The sequence below is a fragment of the Streptomyces sp. NPDC127190 genome (genome assembly GCF_042672505.1).
Lineage (GTDB): Bacteria > Actinomycetota > Actinomycetes > Streptomycetales > Streptomycetaceae > Streptomyces.
On sequence record NZ_JBHXVE010000016.1, the window covers coordinates 109813 to 124367 of the forward strand.

At 72.6% G+C, this 14555-nt stretch carries 11 protein-coding genes and 1 tRNA gene; 8 read left to right on the forward strand and 4 right to left on the reverse strand.

Features of this window, described 5'->3' with window-relative positions; translation table 11 throughout:
• Positions 1 to 272: 272 nt before the first annotated feature.
• The 3 genes from ACFVIU_RS24050 to ACFVIU_RS24060 all read left to right on the forward strand — a co-directional run bounded on the left by ACFVIU_RS24050 (position 273) and on the right by ACFVIU_RS24060 (position 4063).
• Positions 273 to 1769 (forward strand): MFS transporter, encoded by a 1497-nt coding sequence (locus tag ACFVIU_RS24050; protein WP_385844919.1) that lies wholly within the window; start codon positions 273 to 275, stop codon positions 1767 to 1769.
• Positions 1770 to 1967: 198 nt separating this feature from the next.
• A complete protein-coding gene (locus tag ACFVIU_RS24055; protein WP_385844921.1) occupies positions 1968 to 2423 on the forward strand; it encodes a DUF485 domain-containing protein in 456 nt (151 codons plus the stop codon).
• The gene (locus ACFVIU_RS24060; protein WP_385844922.1) at positions 2420 to 4063 is read left to right on the forward strand and encodes a cation acetate symporter; all 1644 of its coding nucleotides are present in this window, start codon (positions 2420 to 2422) and stop codon (positions 4061 to 4063) included. Before ACFVIU_RS24055 ends, ACFVIU_RS24060 begins: the two co-directional genes overlap by 4 nt.
• A gap of 24 nt (positions 4064 to 4087) precedes the next feature.
• Here the strand turns inward: ACFVIU_RS24060 and ACFVIU_RS24065 are convergent, their stop codons facing one another.
• The 3 genes from ACFVIU_RS24065 to ACFVIU_RS24075 all read right to left on the reverse strand — a co-directional run bounded on the left by ACFVIU_RS24065 (position 4088) and on the right by ACFVIU_RS24075 (position 8988).
• Positions 4088 to 4975: a cellulose-binding protein gene (locus ACFVIU_RS24065; protein WP_385844924.1), complete on the reverse strand. Its 888-nt coding sequence runs from the start codon at positions 4973 to 4975 to the stop codon at positions 4088 to 4090.
• Between the two features lie 121 nt (positions 4976 to 5096).
• Positions 5097 to 7967 carry an SUKH-4 family immunity protein gene (locus tag ACFVIU_RS24070; RefSeq protein WP_385844925.1) on the reverse strand — a complete coding sequence of 957 codons (2871 nt, stop codon included), beginning with the start codon at positions 7965 to 7967 and terminating at the stop codon, positions 5097 to 5099.
• Between the two features lie 10 nt (positions 7968 to 7977).
• The gene (locus tag ACFVIU_RS24075; protein ID WP_385844926.1) at positions 7978 to 8988 is read right to left on the reverse strand and encodes an SMI1/KNR4 family protein; all 1011 of its coding nucleotides are present in this window, start codon (positions 8986 to 8988) and stop codon (positions 7978 to 7980) included.
• Positions 8989 to 9271: 283 nt separating this feature from the next.
• On the opposite strand from ACFVIU_RS24075, the gene ACFVIU_RS24080 reads away from it, so the two are divergent.
• Both ACFVIU_RS24080 and ACFVIU_RS24085 read left to right on the forward strand, forming a co-directional pair.
• Entirely contained in the window at positions 9272 to 9799 is a 528-nt protein-coding gene (locus tag ACFVIU_RS24080) for a YwqJ-related putative deaminase (RefSeq protein WP_385844927.1), read from the forward strand.
• Between the two features lie 115 nt (positions 9800 to 9914).
• Positions 9915 to 10445, forward strand: a complete 531-nt coding sequence (locus tag ACFVIU_RS24085) for an SUKH-3 domain-containing protein (protein WP_385844928.1) — start codon at positions 9915 to 9917, stop codon at positions 10443 to 10445.
• A gap of 9 nt (positions 10446 to 10454) precedes the next feature.
• On the opposite strand, the gene ACFVIU_RS24090 is transcribed toward ACFVIU_RS24085, so the two are convergent.
• Positions 10455 to 11783, reverse strand: coding sequence for a sensor histidine kinase (locus ACFVIU_RS24090; RefSeq protein WP_385844930.1), 1329 nt, complete (start codon positions 11781 to 11783; stop codon positions 10455 to 10457).
• Between the two features lie 161 nt (positions 11784 to 11944).
• Here ACFVIU_RS24090 and ACFVIU_RS24095 point away from each other — a divergent pair, with 161 nt between their 5' ends.
• From ACFVIU_RS24095 to glmU, 3 genes are all read left to right on the forward strand, one after another.
• Entirely contained in the window at positions 11945 to 12817 is an 873-nt protein-coding gene (locus tag ACFVIU_RS24095; RefSeq protein ID WP_385844931.1) for a hypothetical protein, read from the forward strand.
• Between the two features lie 11 nt (positions 12818 to 12828).
• Positions 12829 to 12899, forward strand: a tRNA-Gln gene (locus ACFVIU_RS24100).
• A gap of 136 nt (positions 12900 to 13035) precedes the next feature.
• Entirely contained in the window at positions 13036 to 14484 is a 1449-nt protein-coding gene (gene glmU, locus ACFVIU_RS24105; RefSeq protein WP_385844933.1) for a bifunctional UDP-N-acetylglucosamine diphosphorylase/glucosamine-1-phosphate N-acetyltransferase GlmU, read from the forward strand.
• Positions 14485 to 14555: the final 71 nt, after the last annotated feature.

The window sequence follows — 14555 nt, forward strand, 5'->3', positions numbered from 1 at the left end:
GGCCACCCCCCAGCGGCGTAAAGCCAGATTAAGGAGCGACCCGGTGCCGTCTCCTCCTCCGCCGGGACGAACCCTCCCCGAGTCGTAGGAGGGAGGGTCCCCTAGGGGTCTCTCCACCGCCGGGTGGAGAGATGTCCGGGATCGCTCCGCCCCTCGGCCCGCCCAGGCTCCACCCTCCCGCCGCGTGCGGGTCAAGTGGGAAGCTGTCCGGGCAGAGATAGATGCAAGGGACACGGTCCGGGGGCAGGGCGGGCCCAAGGGGAGGGAATCCGGTGGGGAGCACGACACCCGCGATACGCGACGGCGCCGCGGAGCGGCAGCACAGCAGGCGGCGGGGCGCGGTCGTGGCGGCGCTGATGCTGGCGATGGCACTGGCGGCGCTCGATGCCACGATCGTCTCCACGGCCGTACCGCAGATCGTCGGCGACCTCGGCGGGTTCTCGGTCTTCTCCTGGCTGTTCTCCGGCTATCTGCTCGCCGTCACCGTCACCCTCCCGGTCTACGGCAAGCTGTCCGACACCTTCGGCCGCAAGCCGGTGCTGGTGGTGGGCGCGTCCGTGTTCCTGCTGGGCTCGCTGCTGTGCGCGGCGGCCTGGAACATGGCGGCGCTGATCGCGTTCCGGATCGTGCAGGGGCTGGGCGGCGGGGCCTTGCAGGGCACGGTGCAGACGCTGGCCGCCGATCTGTACCCGCTGGCGGAGCGCCCGAAGATCCAGTCGAAGCTGTCCACCGTGTGGGCGGTGTCGGCGGTGGCCGGTCCGGGGCTCGGCGGGGTGCTCGCCGCCTATGCCGACTGGCGCTGGATCTTCCTGGTCAACCTGCCGTTCGGTGCCGCCGCGCTGTGGCTGGTCGTGCGCCATCTGCACGAGCCGCAGCGGGAAGCCGTCGCCCGCGCGCGCGTGGACTGGGCCGGGGCGCTCGCGGTGTTCGCCTGCGGCGGGGTGCTGCTGACCGCGCTGGTGCAGGGCGGGGTCGCCTGGCCGTGGCTGTCGGCGCCGTCCCTCGCCCTGTTCGCCGCGGGGCTGGCGCTGGCCGGGGTGGTCGTCCTGGTGGAACGGCAGGCGGCCCAGCCGATCATCCCGGGGTGGGTGTGGCGGCGCCGTACGATCGCGGCCGTCAACCTGGCGCTCGGCGCCCTCGGCCTGCTGATGGTGGCGCCGAGCGTGTTCCTGCCGACCTACGCGCAGTCGGTGCTCGGACTCGCGCCGGTGGCCGCGGGGTTCGTGCTGTCGGTGTGGACGCTGAGCTGGCCGGTGTCGGCCGCCTTCAGCCAGCACGTCTACCGGCGCATCGGCTTCCGGGACACCGCACTGCTCGGCATCGGCCTGGCCGCGCTGCTGCTGTTCGCCTTCCCCTTCCTGCCCTACCCCGGCTCGTGGTGGCAGCCGGCGCTGCTGATGCTGCTGCTCGGCGGGGCGCTGGGGCTGTTCCAGCTGCCGCTGATCGTCGGGGTGCAGTCCACGGTCGGCTGGTCGGAGCGGGGCACCACGACCGCCTCCGTGCTGTTCTGCCGGCAGACCGGGCAGACCGTGGGCGCGTCGGTGTTCGGCGCCGTCGCCAACGCGGTGCTGGCCGCCCGGCTGGGCGGCGCGGGCGACCTGGACTCCGTCACGCGCGCGCTGGACTCCGGTACGGCGCCGGAGACCACCCGGCGGGCGATCGCCGCGGCGGTGCACTCGGTGTACCTCGGCGCCGGCTGCGCGGCGGCGCTGGCCTTCCTGGTCCTGCTGCTGGTGGCACCGCGCAGGTTCCCGGTGCTCGACGAGTGAACCGGCGCCGTCTGCGCCCCGTATGTCCCAGGGCAACATCCGAGGTGGGAGCGGTGGTCGCACAGTAAGCGCATACCGACCGGCCAGTTCGGTGAAAACGCCCCACCGGGCCGAACTCGCGAGTAACGTGCGTGGCTCCGCTCCCCCCAACTCCCTGCGGTCCGCCGCCACGGACCCGAGCCACGCAAGGAGCCCGGGATGTCCCAGGACCCCCCGCACACGCCCAACTCGCCGTACTCGCCGACTCCCCCGTACCCGGCCGACCCCGGGAACGCGTCGTACACCTACCCCTGGCAGCCTCTGGCCCCCGAACCGTCCCGCAGAACCGCCCCGCCGCACCGGGCGCCGGTCGGGCACCACAGCGACCTGCGGGTGCTGCGCGGCGCCTACCGCTGGCAGCGCCGCGCCGCCACCCTCACCGCACTCGGCTACTTCACCCTCTTCCTCGTCCTGTCCGCGTACGCCCCCGGCCTGATGACCGACACGGTCGCCGACGGCATCCCGGCCGGGCTGCTGCTCGCCCTCGTCCAACTCCCCGTCACCTGGCTCGCGATCGCCCGGTACGAGCACACCGCGCGCGTGCACGTCGATCCGCTCGCGGACCGCATCCGCAAGGAGGCCGAACTGGACGCGCGACGAGGAGCGATGCGATGACCACGGCAACCGGCTCCCTCGCCGTCCCCGCCTTCACCGGTTTCAGCGGCTCGGCGCAGACCATGTCCCTGATCGCCTTCACCACCGTCGCCACGGTGACCCTGCTGCTGTGCGTGATGACCGGCCCCGACCGCGACGACCTCGACGAGTTCTACACCGGTTACGGCTCCCTCTCGCCGCTGCGCAACGGCCTCGCCATCGCCGGCGACTACATCTCCGCCGCCACCGTCCTCGGCACCGGCGGCGTGATCGCCCTGTGCGGCTACGACGGCGTCGTCCTCGCCCTCAGTACGGCGCTGTCGCTCATGCTGCTGATGTTCCTGCTGGCCGAACCGCTGCGCAACGCCGGGCGGTTCACCATGGGCGACGCGCTGGCCCGCCGGCTGCCGGGGCGCGGTGTGCGCATCACGGCCTGCGCGGTGACCATCGCCGCCCTGCTGCCGCTGATGCTGGTCCAGCTCGCCGGGACCGGGCAGCTGATGGCGTTCATCCTGGGCTTCTCCAACGAGTCGCTGAAGACCGGATGCGTCGTGGGCCTCGGCGTCCTGATGATCGGCTACGCCGCGATCGGCGGCATGAAGGGCACCGCGCTCATCCAGATCCTGAAGATCGTGCTGCTGGTCGGCTCCGGCGCCGTGATCGCCCTGCTGGTGCTGCACCGCTTCGACTGGGACCCGGGCGCCCTGTTCACCGCGGCGGCCCGAAGGAGCGGTGCCGGGCCCGCGTTCCTGCGCTCCGGGCTCCAGTTCGGCACCGGCGCACGCTCCCGCCTGGACATGATCGCCTCGCAGTTGACCGTGGTGCTGGGCGGCGCCTGTCTGCCGCACATCACCATGCGCATGTACACCGCCTCCAGCGCCCGCCAGGTGCGCCGCTCGATGTCCTGGGCGGTCTCGATCGTCGCACTGTTCGTGCTGGTCATGACGGTGGTCGGGTTCGGCGCCACGGCACTGGTGGGCCGCGCGGGGATCGCCGCGGCCGACCCGCAGGGCAACACCGCCTATCTGCTCGGCACGCGCGCGGTGTTCGGCACGGACGTGTCGGCGGCGGAGACCTTCCTGTTCACCCTGGTCACCACCGCGATCTTCCTGACCCTGCTCGCCTCGGTGGCCGGGATGATCCTCGCCTGCGCCAACTCCCTCGCGCACGACGTCTTCGCCACCGGGGCACGGGAGATGCCGGCCCGGCGCGAGATGGCCCTGGCCCGCGCCTCGGCCCTCGCCGTCGGCGCCCCGACGATCCTGCTGGCCACCATGGTCCAGCACCACAGCCTCCAGCCGCTGGTCACACTCTCCTTCTGCCTCGGCGCCTCGGCCCTCGCACCCGCCCTGGTGTACGGCCTCTTCTGGCGCCGCTACACCCGCGGCGGACTGCTGAGCACGCTGATCGGGGGCACGCTGACCGTGCTGCTGCTGATGCCGGGCACCAACCTCGTGTCCGGTTCACCGGTCTCCGCGTTCCCGCACGCGGACTTCAACTGGTTCCCGTTCACGACCACCGGGATCGTCTCCATCCCGGCCGGCTTCCTCTTCGGCTGGCTGGGCACGGTGGCCTCGGGCCGCGCGAAGGCGGAGCAGCAACGGCGCCAGTACGAGGCGGTGGAGGGCTGGATCCTGGCAGGGGCGGTACGACGCCGGTGAGGGCCGGGGCGCTCCGTGCCTCGGCTACTCCAGGGCGGCCCTGGCGGTCAGCGAGATCAGGCTGCTGCGGACGTGGTCCATGTGCGCGCTGACGTCGTCCCAGGCCTCGCCGTGCTCGCGCAGCACCCGCTCCGTCTCGCGGGCGATGCGCTCCTCGCGCAGGCGCGCGTCGGCGATGATCTCGGCGGCCCGCGCGTCCGCCTCCTCCTGGCGGCGGCGCGCGGACTCCTCTGCCTCGCCGAGGGCCCGCTTGGCCTCCGACAGAGCGGTCTCGGCCCGGCTCACCCGCTGGGCGTGCCGGGCGTCCAGGGCTGCCGCCTGCTCGGCCTCCTCGCGCTCGACGGCGGCCCACCGCTCGGCGTGCTCCCGGGACTGCTCGGCGAGCAGGGCGGCGGAGCGCTCCCGCGCCTCACGCAAGGCCGCGAGCGCCGCCGCGCGCTCCTGCTTCACCGCGCGCCGGGCGCCGATGCGGATCTCGTCGGCCTCGGCGCGCGCCGCCTGGAGGCGCTGCCGGGCGCGTTCGTCGGCCAGCGCGCGAAGCGCCTCCGCCTCTTCATGCGCCTCCCGGCGTACGCCCTCGGCCCGCTCATCGGCCTCCACCACCTGCTGCTGGGCCTCGCGCCGGGTGCGCTCCCGGAGATCGGCCGCTTCCTCCAGCACGAGCTGGAACACGCGCCGGGCGCGCTCCCCCAGCGTCTCGTAGTCCTGCGGCGCGAGCTGGGCGACCGCCTCGCGCAGCCGCCGCACCTCCGCCTCCATGTCCTTGGCGAGCACGGTGAGCCGCGCGGCGCGTTCCCACGCGGCGTCCCGGTCCTGCGACAGCGCCTGGAGACAGGCGTCGACCTGAGCGGGGCGGTAGCCGCGCCCCCGGACCGTCACGAAGCCGTGCGGCGGCATCGATGCGCTGCTCACCCTGGGAACCCCTCTCCACCGGACATACACGACAGGATGATTTCGCGCATATCTTGATGGATCGGACATAGGCGTTCATAACGCGACACTCCGCAGTCACGTCACGGCCCTAGGGCAGTCGCTACAACAGGCCGTCCCACATCTGTTCCAGCAGCACCGACCACCAGCTCTCCGGCGAACCCAGCGCCGCCGGGTCCAGAGCGGCCAACTGCGCCTGGAAATCGACGGTCCAACGGCCCGCCTGCTCCTGGTTCAGCCCGAACCGCAGCCGCCACATCCGGCCCAGCAGCGCCAGACAGCGCGCGAACTCCGGCAGCCCCGTGTTCACGAACTGCGGCGGCACCGGAGCACCGCCCGGCCCCGCCTCCACCGGCACCGCCACGATGTTCGCCGTGCCGTACTGCACACACAGCGCCCTGCCGAAGTCGGTCCCCATCACGAGGTACGACCCCGCGTCCGGCGCCGGCTGCACCCCGCGCTCGGCCGCCAGCTCCGCCAGCGTCGGCACCGGACGGCCCGGCTGCGCCTGCGCCCAGAAGAACGGGCCCATGTCCACCGGCAGTCCGGCCACCACCAGCGTGTGCGCCACGACCGGCGGCACACCCTGCCGCGACACCGCCTGCTGCTCGAACCGGAAGACCCCCGGCCCGAACGCCGCCGCCAGCTCCTGCGCGATGGCCTCCGGCGGAACCGGCGGCGCCGCCTGCACCGGCGGCAACGGCGCACGCACCGGCGCGGGCCGCGCGGGACCGTCCGCGACCTGGTGCAGCTCACCCTGGTGCGCCAGCAACTGCTGCATGCCCTGCTGCCGGCTCGCATGATCCGTGCCGTACGGCGCGATGCTCGTGATCCGCGCCTGCGGCCACTGCTCCCGGATCATCCGCGCGCAGTAGGCACCCGGCAGCTCACACGACTCCAACTCCGTGTGCAGCTCCAGCACCTGGTCCGGCGGCACGTTCATGGCCCGCAGCTCATGGAAGATCTGCCACTCCGGATGCGGCGTACCCGGCGCCGAACGCCGGATCAGCTGCTGCTCCGAACCGTCCTGCGCCCGGTAGCGCAGCACCGCCTGGTAACCGGGGCCGACCATCGGCTGCCCCGCCTGCGGATACCCGTACGCCGGAGGCTGCCCCGGCACCGGCCCGCCCGCCGGCATGGGCTGCATCGGCTGCATCGGCTGAGGGGCGCCCGGAGGCATGCCGGGAGCGGACGGCGGCGGAGGTACGCCGGGACCGGCCACCGGGGGCCCGGCCAGCATGGTCTCCGCGTGGTGCACGGCGTTACGCCCCCCACCGGGCGCACCAGGAGCCCCGGGGGCGCCCGGCGGCTGCGGCGCGCCGGGGACCGGCGGCATACCCGGGGCGCCCGGAGCCGCGGGCACGCCCGGCGGATGCGGCACACCCGGAGCGCCCGGCATGCCCGGAGCGCCCGGCGGCTGCGGCGCGCCTCCCATCTGACTGGGATCGGCCAGCATCGTGGCCGCGTAATGCGCCCCGCCCGGAGGCGTGCCGCCCGGAACACCGGGCGGCGCGGGCGGGTTGGGGGCACCCGGCGCATGCGGCACACCAGGCGGCTGCGGCACACCCGGGGCGCCCGGCGCACCTGGCATCCCCGGCCCCTCGGGACCGAGCGCCGACACCAGCTGGGTCGCCACATACCCGCCCGCGGGCGCACCAGGAGCACCCGGCGCGGGCGGTACCGGCGGGTTCCCCGGGCGCGCGCCCGGCGCACCAGGTGCGCCCGGCGGAGGAGGCGGCGTGTTCAGGCCACCGCGCCCCTTCTTCGGCGGCGGCGCCGCCTTGCTCGTCGCCGCGTCCGCGATGTCCCCGGCGTTCGGCGGCAGCGGCCGCGCCTGCTCACCCTGGCCCGCCGGAGCCTGAGCCCCGCTCAGGTCAGCACCGGGCCCCTGCGGATAGCCGTACGCGGACGCACCCGGCACGGGCGGCGGCGTACTCCCCGCCGCCACACCCGGCGCACCAGGACCGGCAGGGGGCGCGGGCGGAGTACCGGGCGCCCCCGGGTATCCCGGCACGCCCGGCGGCGGGGTACCGGGAACCGCCGGCCCCTGCGGATAGCCGTACGCGGACGCACCCGGCACGGGCGGCGGCGTGCTGCCCGGCGGGATGCCCGGCGCGCCCGGCAGGTTCGACGTGTCGAGCGCCGGCGCGACCGCCGTCGGCGGCAACTGGCTGCCCCCCGACATCAGCGCCGTCTTCGCCTCCGGCGGGGCCACCGGCCGCTGCGGCGCGACCTCGTCCACATCCAGATCGGTCAACGGCGGCGCGAACACCGTCGCGGGCAACGGCACCGAACGGTCCTCCTCGCCGGAGTCCGCGTTCGTGTCCGTACCGGCCCACGGGGTGGCCCCCACGGGCACATCCGCCGGAGCCGGCGCCCCCGGAGCACCGGAAGCCGCGGGCGCCCCGGGCACGGCAGCCGCGCCCGGCGCATCCGCCACCCCCTGCGCCTCCTCGGCCCCTTGGGCTCCCTGGACACCCTGCGCACCCATCGGCACCCCGGCCTGCGTCTCCGCAAGCCCGCCGGCACCGGAGCCGCCCGCCGCTTCCGCCTCCGCGCCGGCACCGGCGGACCCCGCGGCGGCGGGCCTGCTACCGATCCCCAGCTTGTCCGCGGCCTCCTGCAACCACTCCGGAGGAGACAGCAGGAACGACGTCTGATTCAGATCCACCCGCGCCGGAGCAGGCGCCGGCACCGCGTCCCGCGCGTCCTCCGCACGGCCGTACTCCTCCTCGTACCGGCGGATCACCTCACCCACCGGCAGCGCGGGCCACAGCGTCGCCTCCCCGCTGTCCCGCGCGATGACGAGCCGCTGCCCGCCCGCGTCCGAACGCGGGCCCTCCGCACGGTCCTCGCCCCACACCACGAACCCCAGCTCGAACTCCCGCACCCGCACCTCACGGTGCTGGTACGCGGGCACGTCGCCGTTGATCCACTCCTCGGCGCGCTCCTGCGCCTGCGCGTACGTCACCATCGTCTGCGTCTCACTCCCCCACCGGGCCGGACGAAGCCGAACCGGACGACACCGGCACGACACGGGCGAAACCGCCGTCCACCATCAGGCTCGCCACCGTCTCCAACTCCGGCGGACTGCCCGCCAGCCGGGACAGAAAGGCATCGAAGTCCTCACCGCACGGCAGCAACAGGCGCTCCACCCGCTCCGCCGGCGACCACGACGGATCGGCGTCGCGCACATCGTCGTACGCGCAGAACCACACCGAACCCACCCGCTCGCCCTTCACCTTCACCGCGAGCAGCCCGCCCTGCACGAACGACACACACAGGTAGTCCTTCGTCAGATGGTCACGCAGGCACTTGTTCACATACACCAGATCGTTGACCGCGGCCTCGTCCCGCACCGTGAAGAACGGCTGGTCCACCAGCAGACCCAGCTCCGGGTCCAGCGCCGTACCGACCGGCGCACAACCGCCCGCGGCCTTCAGGAACGACCGGTACGCGCCCGGCAGCCGGTAGCCCAGATCCTCCTCGACCCCCTGCACCTGCGCCTCGGTCACCGCCACACCCAGCTTCGGCAGCCCGAAGTGCGCCGGCCGCGTCTCCTGCAACGGCCGCGTCCCCCGCTTGTCGTGGTCCACCCGCGTGGTCGCCAGCCCGGCATGATGCCGCAGCAACGCCTTCACCTCGACCGGAACCAGCTCCAGCCGCCGCGTCCCCGCCACGTGATGCCACGTCCAGCCGTGCGGCGTCGCCACATCCGGCACCGTGTCCCACAACTCGTGCTCCGCCGCCGCCAGCGCCGCGTTCGCCGTCACGAAGTCCGTCAGCCGCAACTCGTCGACACCGAACCCCTCCGGCGGCTCGGCGATCTCCACCGCCACGCGCGCGTACGGCGAGAAATCCGGGTAACCCCGCTCATCGACCCGTACCCCTCTCGGGTGACGTGCCGCACGGACCGGATCCGGAAAGTGCACGACCTGCCCGGCATAGGCCGCGTTCGGCGGCGCGGCTTCCTGCCCGAGCCGACCTGTCGTCATGGCGGTTGCCCCCTGCGGCGTTCTCTCTGGCCTGAACGGCGGTGTCGATCGCGGATGGCGACAGCCTATGCGCTCCCCGAATCCCGGTCACCGGCCCGTCACAACCCCGCCGCCACCGCCGCATCCCGCACACCACACCCCACCCGCCCCCACCGTGACCAGCCGTCACCCCACCATGACGGACCGTCCGTACCCTGGCGTGTCGCGCCGCCCCAGCTTCCACACGAGCCACGGCATTTGGCACCCTGTGTCCTTCGGGGACGCCCGGGGAGGAAAAGCAATCATGAGTACGATCATGAAAACTGCGCAGACCGGAGGTACCGACGTGCGGGCCGGCGACCCTCGCATCGACTGGAGCGGCACCGACACACGCCCCGCTCCCGCCCTCCGTCAGCGCCGCGACGGCATCCTGCCCACCATCGCCGCCGCCCTCTCCGTCCGCGGCACCACCCTCACCGGCACCGCCGCCCGCGGCGAGGAACCCCCCGCCCTCCACCCCCTCGTCCAGGACTTCCTCGACACCCTCACCAGCACCCAACGCGACCGCTTCACCGGCCGCTGCGCCGAAACCATCCTCATCTCCCGGCACATCGCCGCCGCCGACGCCGCCCGCAGCAAACGCGCCGCCCGCAGACCCATGACCAACAGCGAAGCCCGCAAAACCCTCAAGCACGCCAAACTCACCGCCCGCCGCATACGCGAGGACGGCGACCCCCTCCACGGCAGCTTCGCCACCCCCTGCCGCGCCTGCACCGCCCTCAGCGCCCACTTCGGCGTCCGCATCGTCGACCCCACGGCAACCGACGGCTGACCCGGCGAACACCCCGCCCCGGACAGCAACCAGGACAGCGAACACGGCAGCCGGCAACCCCGCCCCCCGCCCACCCACCCGGCACCACCCCGCCAGCACGACGAACGAAGGGCAGATGCACCCCGACCGCACCTCCCCCACGCCCTCGACCCCGCTCGGGCAAGGGGGACCCCCCTCCCGCTTCCCCGTACCCGTCGACGCCGCCCTGCGCGCCGCCGGCTGGCAACCCGGACGCTGGGACATAAAACAAGCCGAGATCTGGGCCGACACCCTGCGCGCCCACACCTCACCCGCCGGACACCGGCACACCGTCTTCCCCGCCGCCGTCGAGGCATGGGCCGAATTCGGCGGCCTCCACATCACCCCCACCGGCCCCGGCCGCCACGTCGCCCCCGCCACCCTCCACCTCGACCCCCTGCACGGCCTCCACCTCGCCCGCACCCTCGGCGACCTCGGCCGCGCCCTCGGCACCCAGCTCTGCCCCCTCGGCCAGGAGACCGACACCGCCGCCGCCCTCGCCATCGACAGCGAAGGCCGCGTCTACGCCCTCGACCACACCGGCGACTGGTACGCCGGCCCCGACATCGACCACGCCCTGACCACCCTCATCACCGGCATCCGCCCCATACGCCTCACCGCCGGCTGACCGACCCCCTCACCCCGCCGGAATCACCGCCGACACCCGGAACCCACCCGCATCCGTCGGCCCCGACACAAACACCCCACCCAGCGCCACCACCCGCTCACGCATCCCCACCAGACCATTCCCACCCGAGGGCAACCGCGCCGCCGACGCGGACCCCGGCTCCGGCGGCGGACCGTTCTCCACCTGCATCGCGATCTCCGACACCCGATGCGCCAACCGCACCCGCGTCCGCGCCCCCGCCGCATGCTTGTGCACGTTCGTCAACGCCTCCTGCACCACCCGGTACGCCGTCTGCTCCACCTCCGCCGCATACGACCGCACCTCCCCCTCCACCGACAGATCCACCACCATCCCCGCAGCCGCCGACTGCCCCACCAACTCCGCCAGCTCCGACAGACACGGCCCGTCCCCCGAACCCGGAGAAACCTCCCCGTCCCCGGCCGCCCGCGTCGCCGCCGCCGCAGCCGCCTCACCCACCGCCGCCAACGGCACCCTCGCCGCAGCACGCGGGACCACGTCCTCCCCCGCCCGCAGCACCCCGAGCATCTCCCGCAACTCGGTCAACGCCTGCCGCCCCATGTCCCCCACCAGCGCCGCGTTCTTCACCGCCTTCTCCGGATCCTTCCGCGCCACCGCCTGCAACGCCGCCGCATGCACCACCATCAGGCTCACCCGATGCGCGACCACGTCATGCATCTCCCGCGCGATCCGCGTCCGCTCCTCGTTACGCGCCCACTCCGCCCGCTCCTCCGCCCGCTCCGCGAGCAACTGAAGCTCCCGCTCCAGCGAATCCGCCCGCTCCCGCAGGCTCTCCATCAACCGCCGCCGCGCCCCCACATACAGCCCCAGCAACACCGGCGGCGCCGTCAGCCCCAACGCCGTCGCCACCGCCGCGAAGGACACGAACCAGTCACCCAGCGTGAGATCGCCCCGCGCCATGTCCTGCCGCACCCGCACGAACGTCACCACGGCCGTGCCCACCAGAGACATCCCGGCCAACGCCCCGATGATCCGCCGCGGCAGCTCACACGCGGCCAGCGTGTACAGACCGACAATGCCCAGCAGGAAGCCCATCTCGGCCGGCGTGATCGCGATCGCCACCAGCACGACAGCGACCGGCCACCTCCGCCGCACCAGCAGCACCGAACCCGCCACCAACCCGAACAGCACGCCCAGCCACACGGGAATCCCCGCGTCCCGGGCGAACGGAACCCCCTCCGCACCGCACTCCACGGCGGACACCAGCGCCAGGCTCCCGTCGAGCAGTGCGCTGCGCCACCTCGCCCACCACCAGGGGCCGGTCAGAGCCCTGGCATGGTCTTCCCCCGTCGTGGTCATAGCTCCAGCCTACGGGCGAGTGCCACCCCCTTTTCCGGTGACTTTCCCCGGCCCCAGCTCACCACACTCCGTAACCGGGTGGGCTCGAAACAGCCCCAAATCCCTCGAACAGGCGAACCTTTCCTGTTCGACCCCGGAACATCACATTCCGTCCGGACGGTATGCGTATGACAAGCGGCAAGTACGCAGACCTCGAAGGCCTCCGGAACCAGGCGATCGCCCTGCGCCGGGCCGGCCACAGCCTCCGGCAGATCCGGGACGAGCTGAAGATCTACAACAACGACATCCTCAACCAACTGGTCAAGGGCGAGCCCCCACCGGAGTGGACCAAACGCCCCAGGGCCAAGGACGACCTCCGCGAGCGCGCCCGGGAACTGCGACTCCAGGGCTGGACGTACGACCGGATCGAAGCGGAACTGGGCTGCTCCCGAAGCTCGGTCTCGCTGTGGGTACGGGATCTGCCGAGGCCGGAGCGTAAACGCACCCCGGAGGAATCGGCGGCCATCGCCAGGAAGGGCTGGGAGGAGAGGCTGCGCATCCGGGAGGAGGAGCGCAGGCGCGTCAAGGAAGAAGCCAAGCAGGCGATCGGCGACCTCTCACCCCGGGAGCTGTTCCTGCTCGGCGTGGGCCTGTACTGGGCGGAGGGCGGCAAGGACAAGCCCTACGACCGCCGTGAGAACGTCGCCTTCGTCAACAGCGACCCCGGCATGATCATGATCTTCCTCACCTGGCTGCGCCTGCTCGGCGTGGAGGCGGAGCGGCTGCGGTACACGGTGATGATCCACGAGAATGCGGACGTCTCGGGCGCCGAGCGGTACTGGGCGGACCTCGTCGGGGCCGACGCCTCCGCCTTCAACAAGACAACCCTCAAGAAGCACAACCCCAAGACGGTGCGCAAGAACACCGGCGACGCCTATCGGGGGTGCCTGGTGATCAAAGTCCTGCAAGGTGCCGACTTGTACCGTCGCATCGAAGGCTCCTGGTACGGCATAGTGGAGGCCGTGCGCGAAGCCGATCAATCGAATCGGACATAGCGCGCCAATTATCCCGGATCGTCTAAGGGCAGGACAAACGGTTTTGGTCCGTTGAATGAGGGTTCGAATCCTTCTCCGGGAGCCCACAACACACACAACCGAAGTTCGGGTCCTGACCGGCACCACCCCCCGGCAGGGCCCGCTCTCATGTCCCCCACCAAGCGCCCCGGTATCCTGCGGCTGTCACCCACACCCATTCAGAGCCGAAGGGCAACCCCGTGAGCGCCATTCGCCCGGCAGCCGTCGTCGTTCTCGCAGCGGGTGAGGGCACCCGTATGAAGTCGGCCACACCCAAGGTCCTGCACCAGATCTGCGGCCGTTCGCTGGTCGGCCATGTGCTGGCCGCCGCCCGGGAGTTGACCCCGGAGCAGCTGGTCGTCGTGGTGGGGCACGCCCGTGAGCAGGTCGCCGCGCACCTCGCCGAGATCGACCCCGAGGTCCGTACCGCCGTGCAGGCGGAGCAGAAGGGCACCGGGCACGCCGTACGGATGGGCCTGGAGGAGCTGGGCGGGGCCGTGGACGGGACGGTCGTGGTGGTGTGCGGGGACACTCCGCTGCTCACCGGCGCGACGCTGGCGCGGCTCGCCGAGACGCACCGTGCGGACGGCAACGCCGTGACCGTGCTGACCGCCGAGATGCCGGACGCGACCGGGTACGGCCGGATCGTGCGGGACGAGGTCTCGGGTGCCGTCACGGCGATCGTGGAGCACAAGGACGCGAGCGCGGAGCAGCGGGCGATCCGGGAGATCAACAGCGGGGTGTTCGCGTTCGACGGGCAGTTGCTGGCGGATGCGCTGAAGCGGGTGCGGACGGACAACAGCCAGGGTGAGGAGTACCTCACGGACGTGCTCGGGATTCTGCGGGAGGCGGGGCACCGGGTGGGTGCTTCGCCGGCCGCGGATCACCGGGAGATCGCGGGGATCAACAACCGGGTGCAGCTGGCGGAGGCCCGCCGGATTCTGAACGACCGGTTGTTGGAGCGGGCGATGCTGGACGGGGTGACCGTGGTGGATCCGGCGACGACGTGGGTGGATGTGTCGGTGACGTTCGAGCGGGATGCGGTGGTGCATCCGGGGACGCAGTTGACCGGGTCGACGCATCTGGGTGAGGGCGCGGAGGTGGGTCCGAACTGCCGGCTGCGGGACACGCGGGTGGGTTCCGGGGCGCGGGTGGACAACACGGTGTCCGAGGGGGCCGTGGTGGGTGCGGGGGCGTCGGTGGGGCCGTACGCGTATCTGCGTCCGGGGACGCGGCTCGGTGCCAAGGGCAAGATCGGTACGTACGTGGAGACGAAGAACGCGTCGATCGGTGAGGGCACGAAGGTGCCTCATCTGTCGTATGTGGGGGACGCGACGATCGGTGAGTACACGAACATCGGCGCGGCGAGTGTGTTTGTGAACTACGACGGTCAGGACAAGCACCACACGACGGTGGGGTCGCATTGCCGGACTGGTTCGGACAACATGTTTGTGGCTCCTGTCACGGTCGGGGACGGTGCTTATACCGCTGCCGGGTCCGTGATCACGAAGGATGTGCCGCCCGGTTCGCTGGCCGTGGCCCGTGGTCAGCAGCGGAATATCGAGGGCTGGGTGGCTCGTAAGCGGCCGGGGAGCGCGGCGGCGAAGGCGGCCGAGGCGGCGTCCCGGGAGGGCGTGAGCGAGGACTGACCGGAATCGTGTGCGCCAAACACGGCGTACCGTGATAAGTGCACATCCGCACACGTGCACCCGCACCCCTA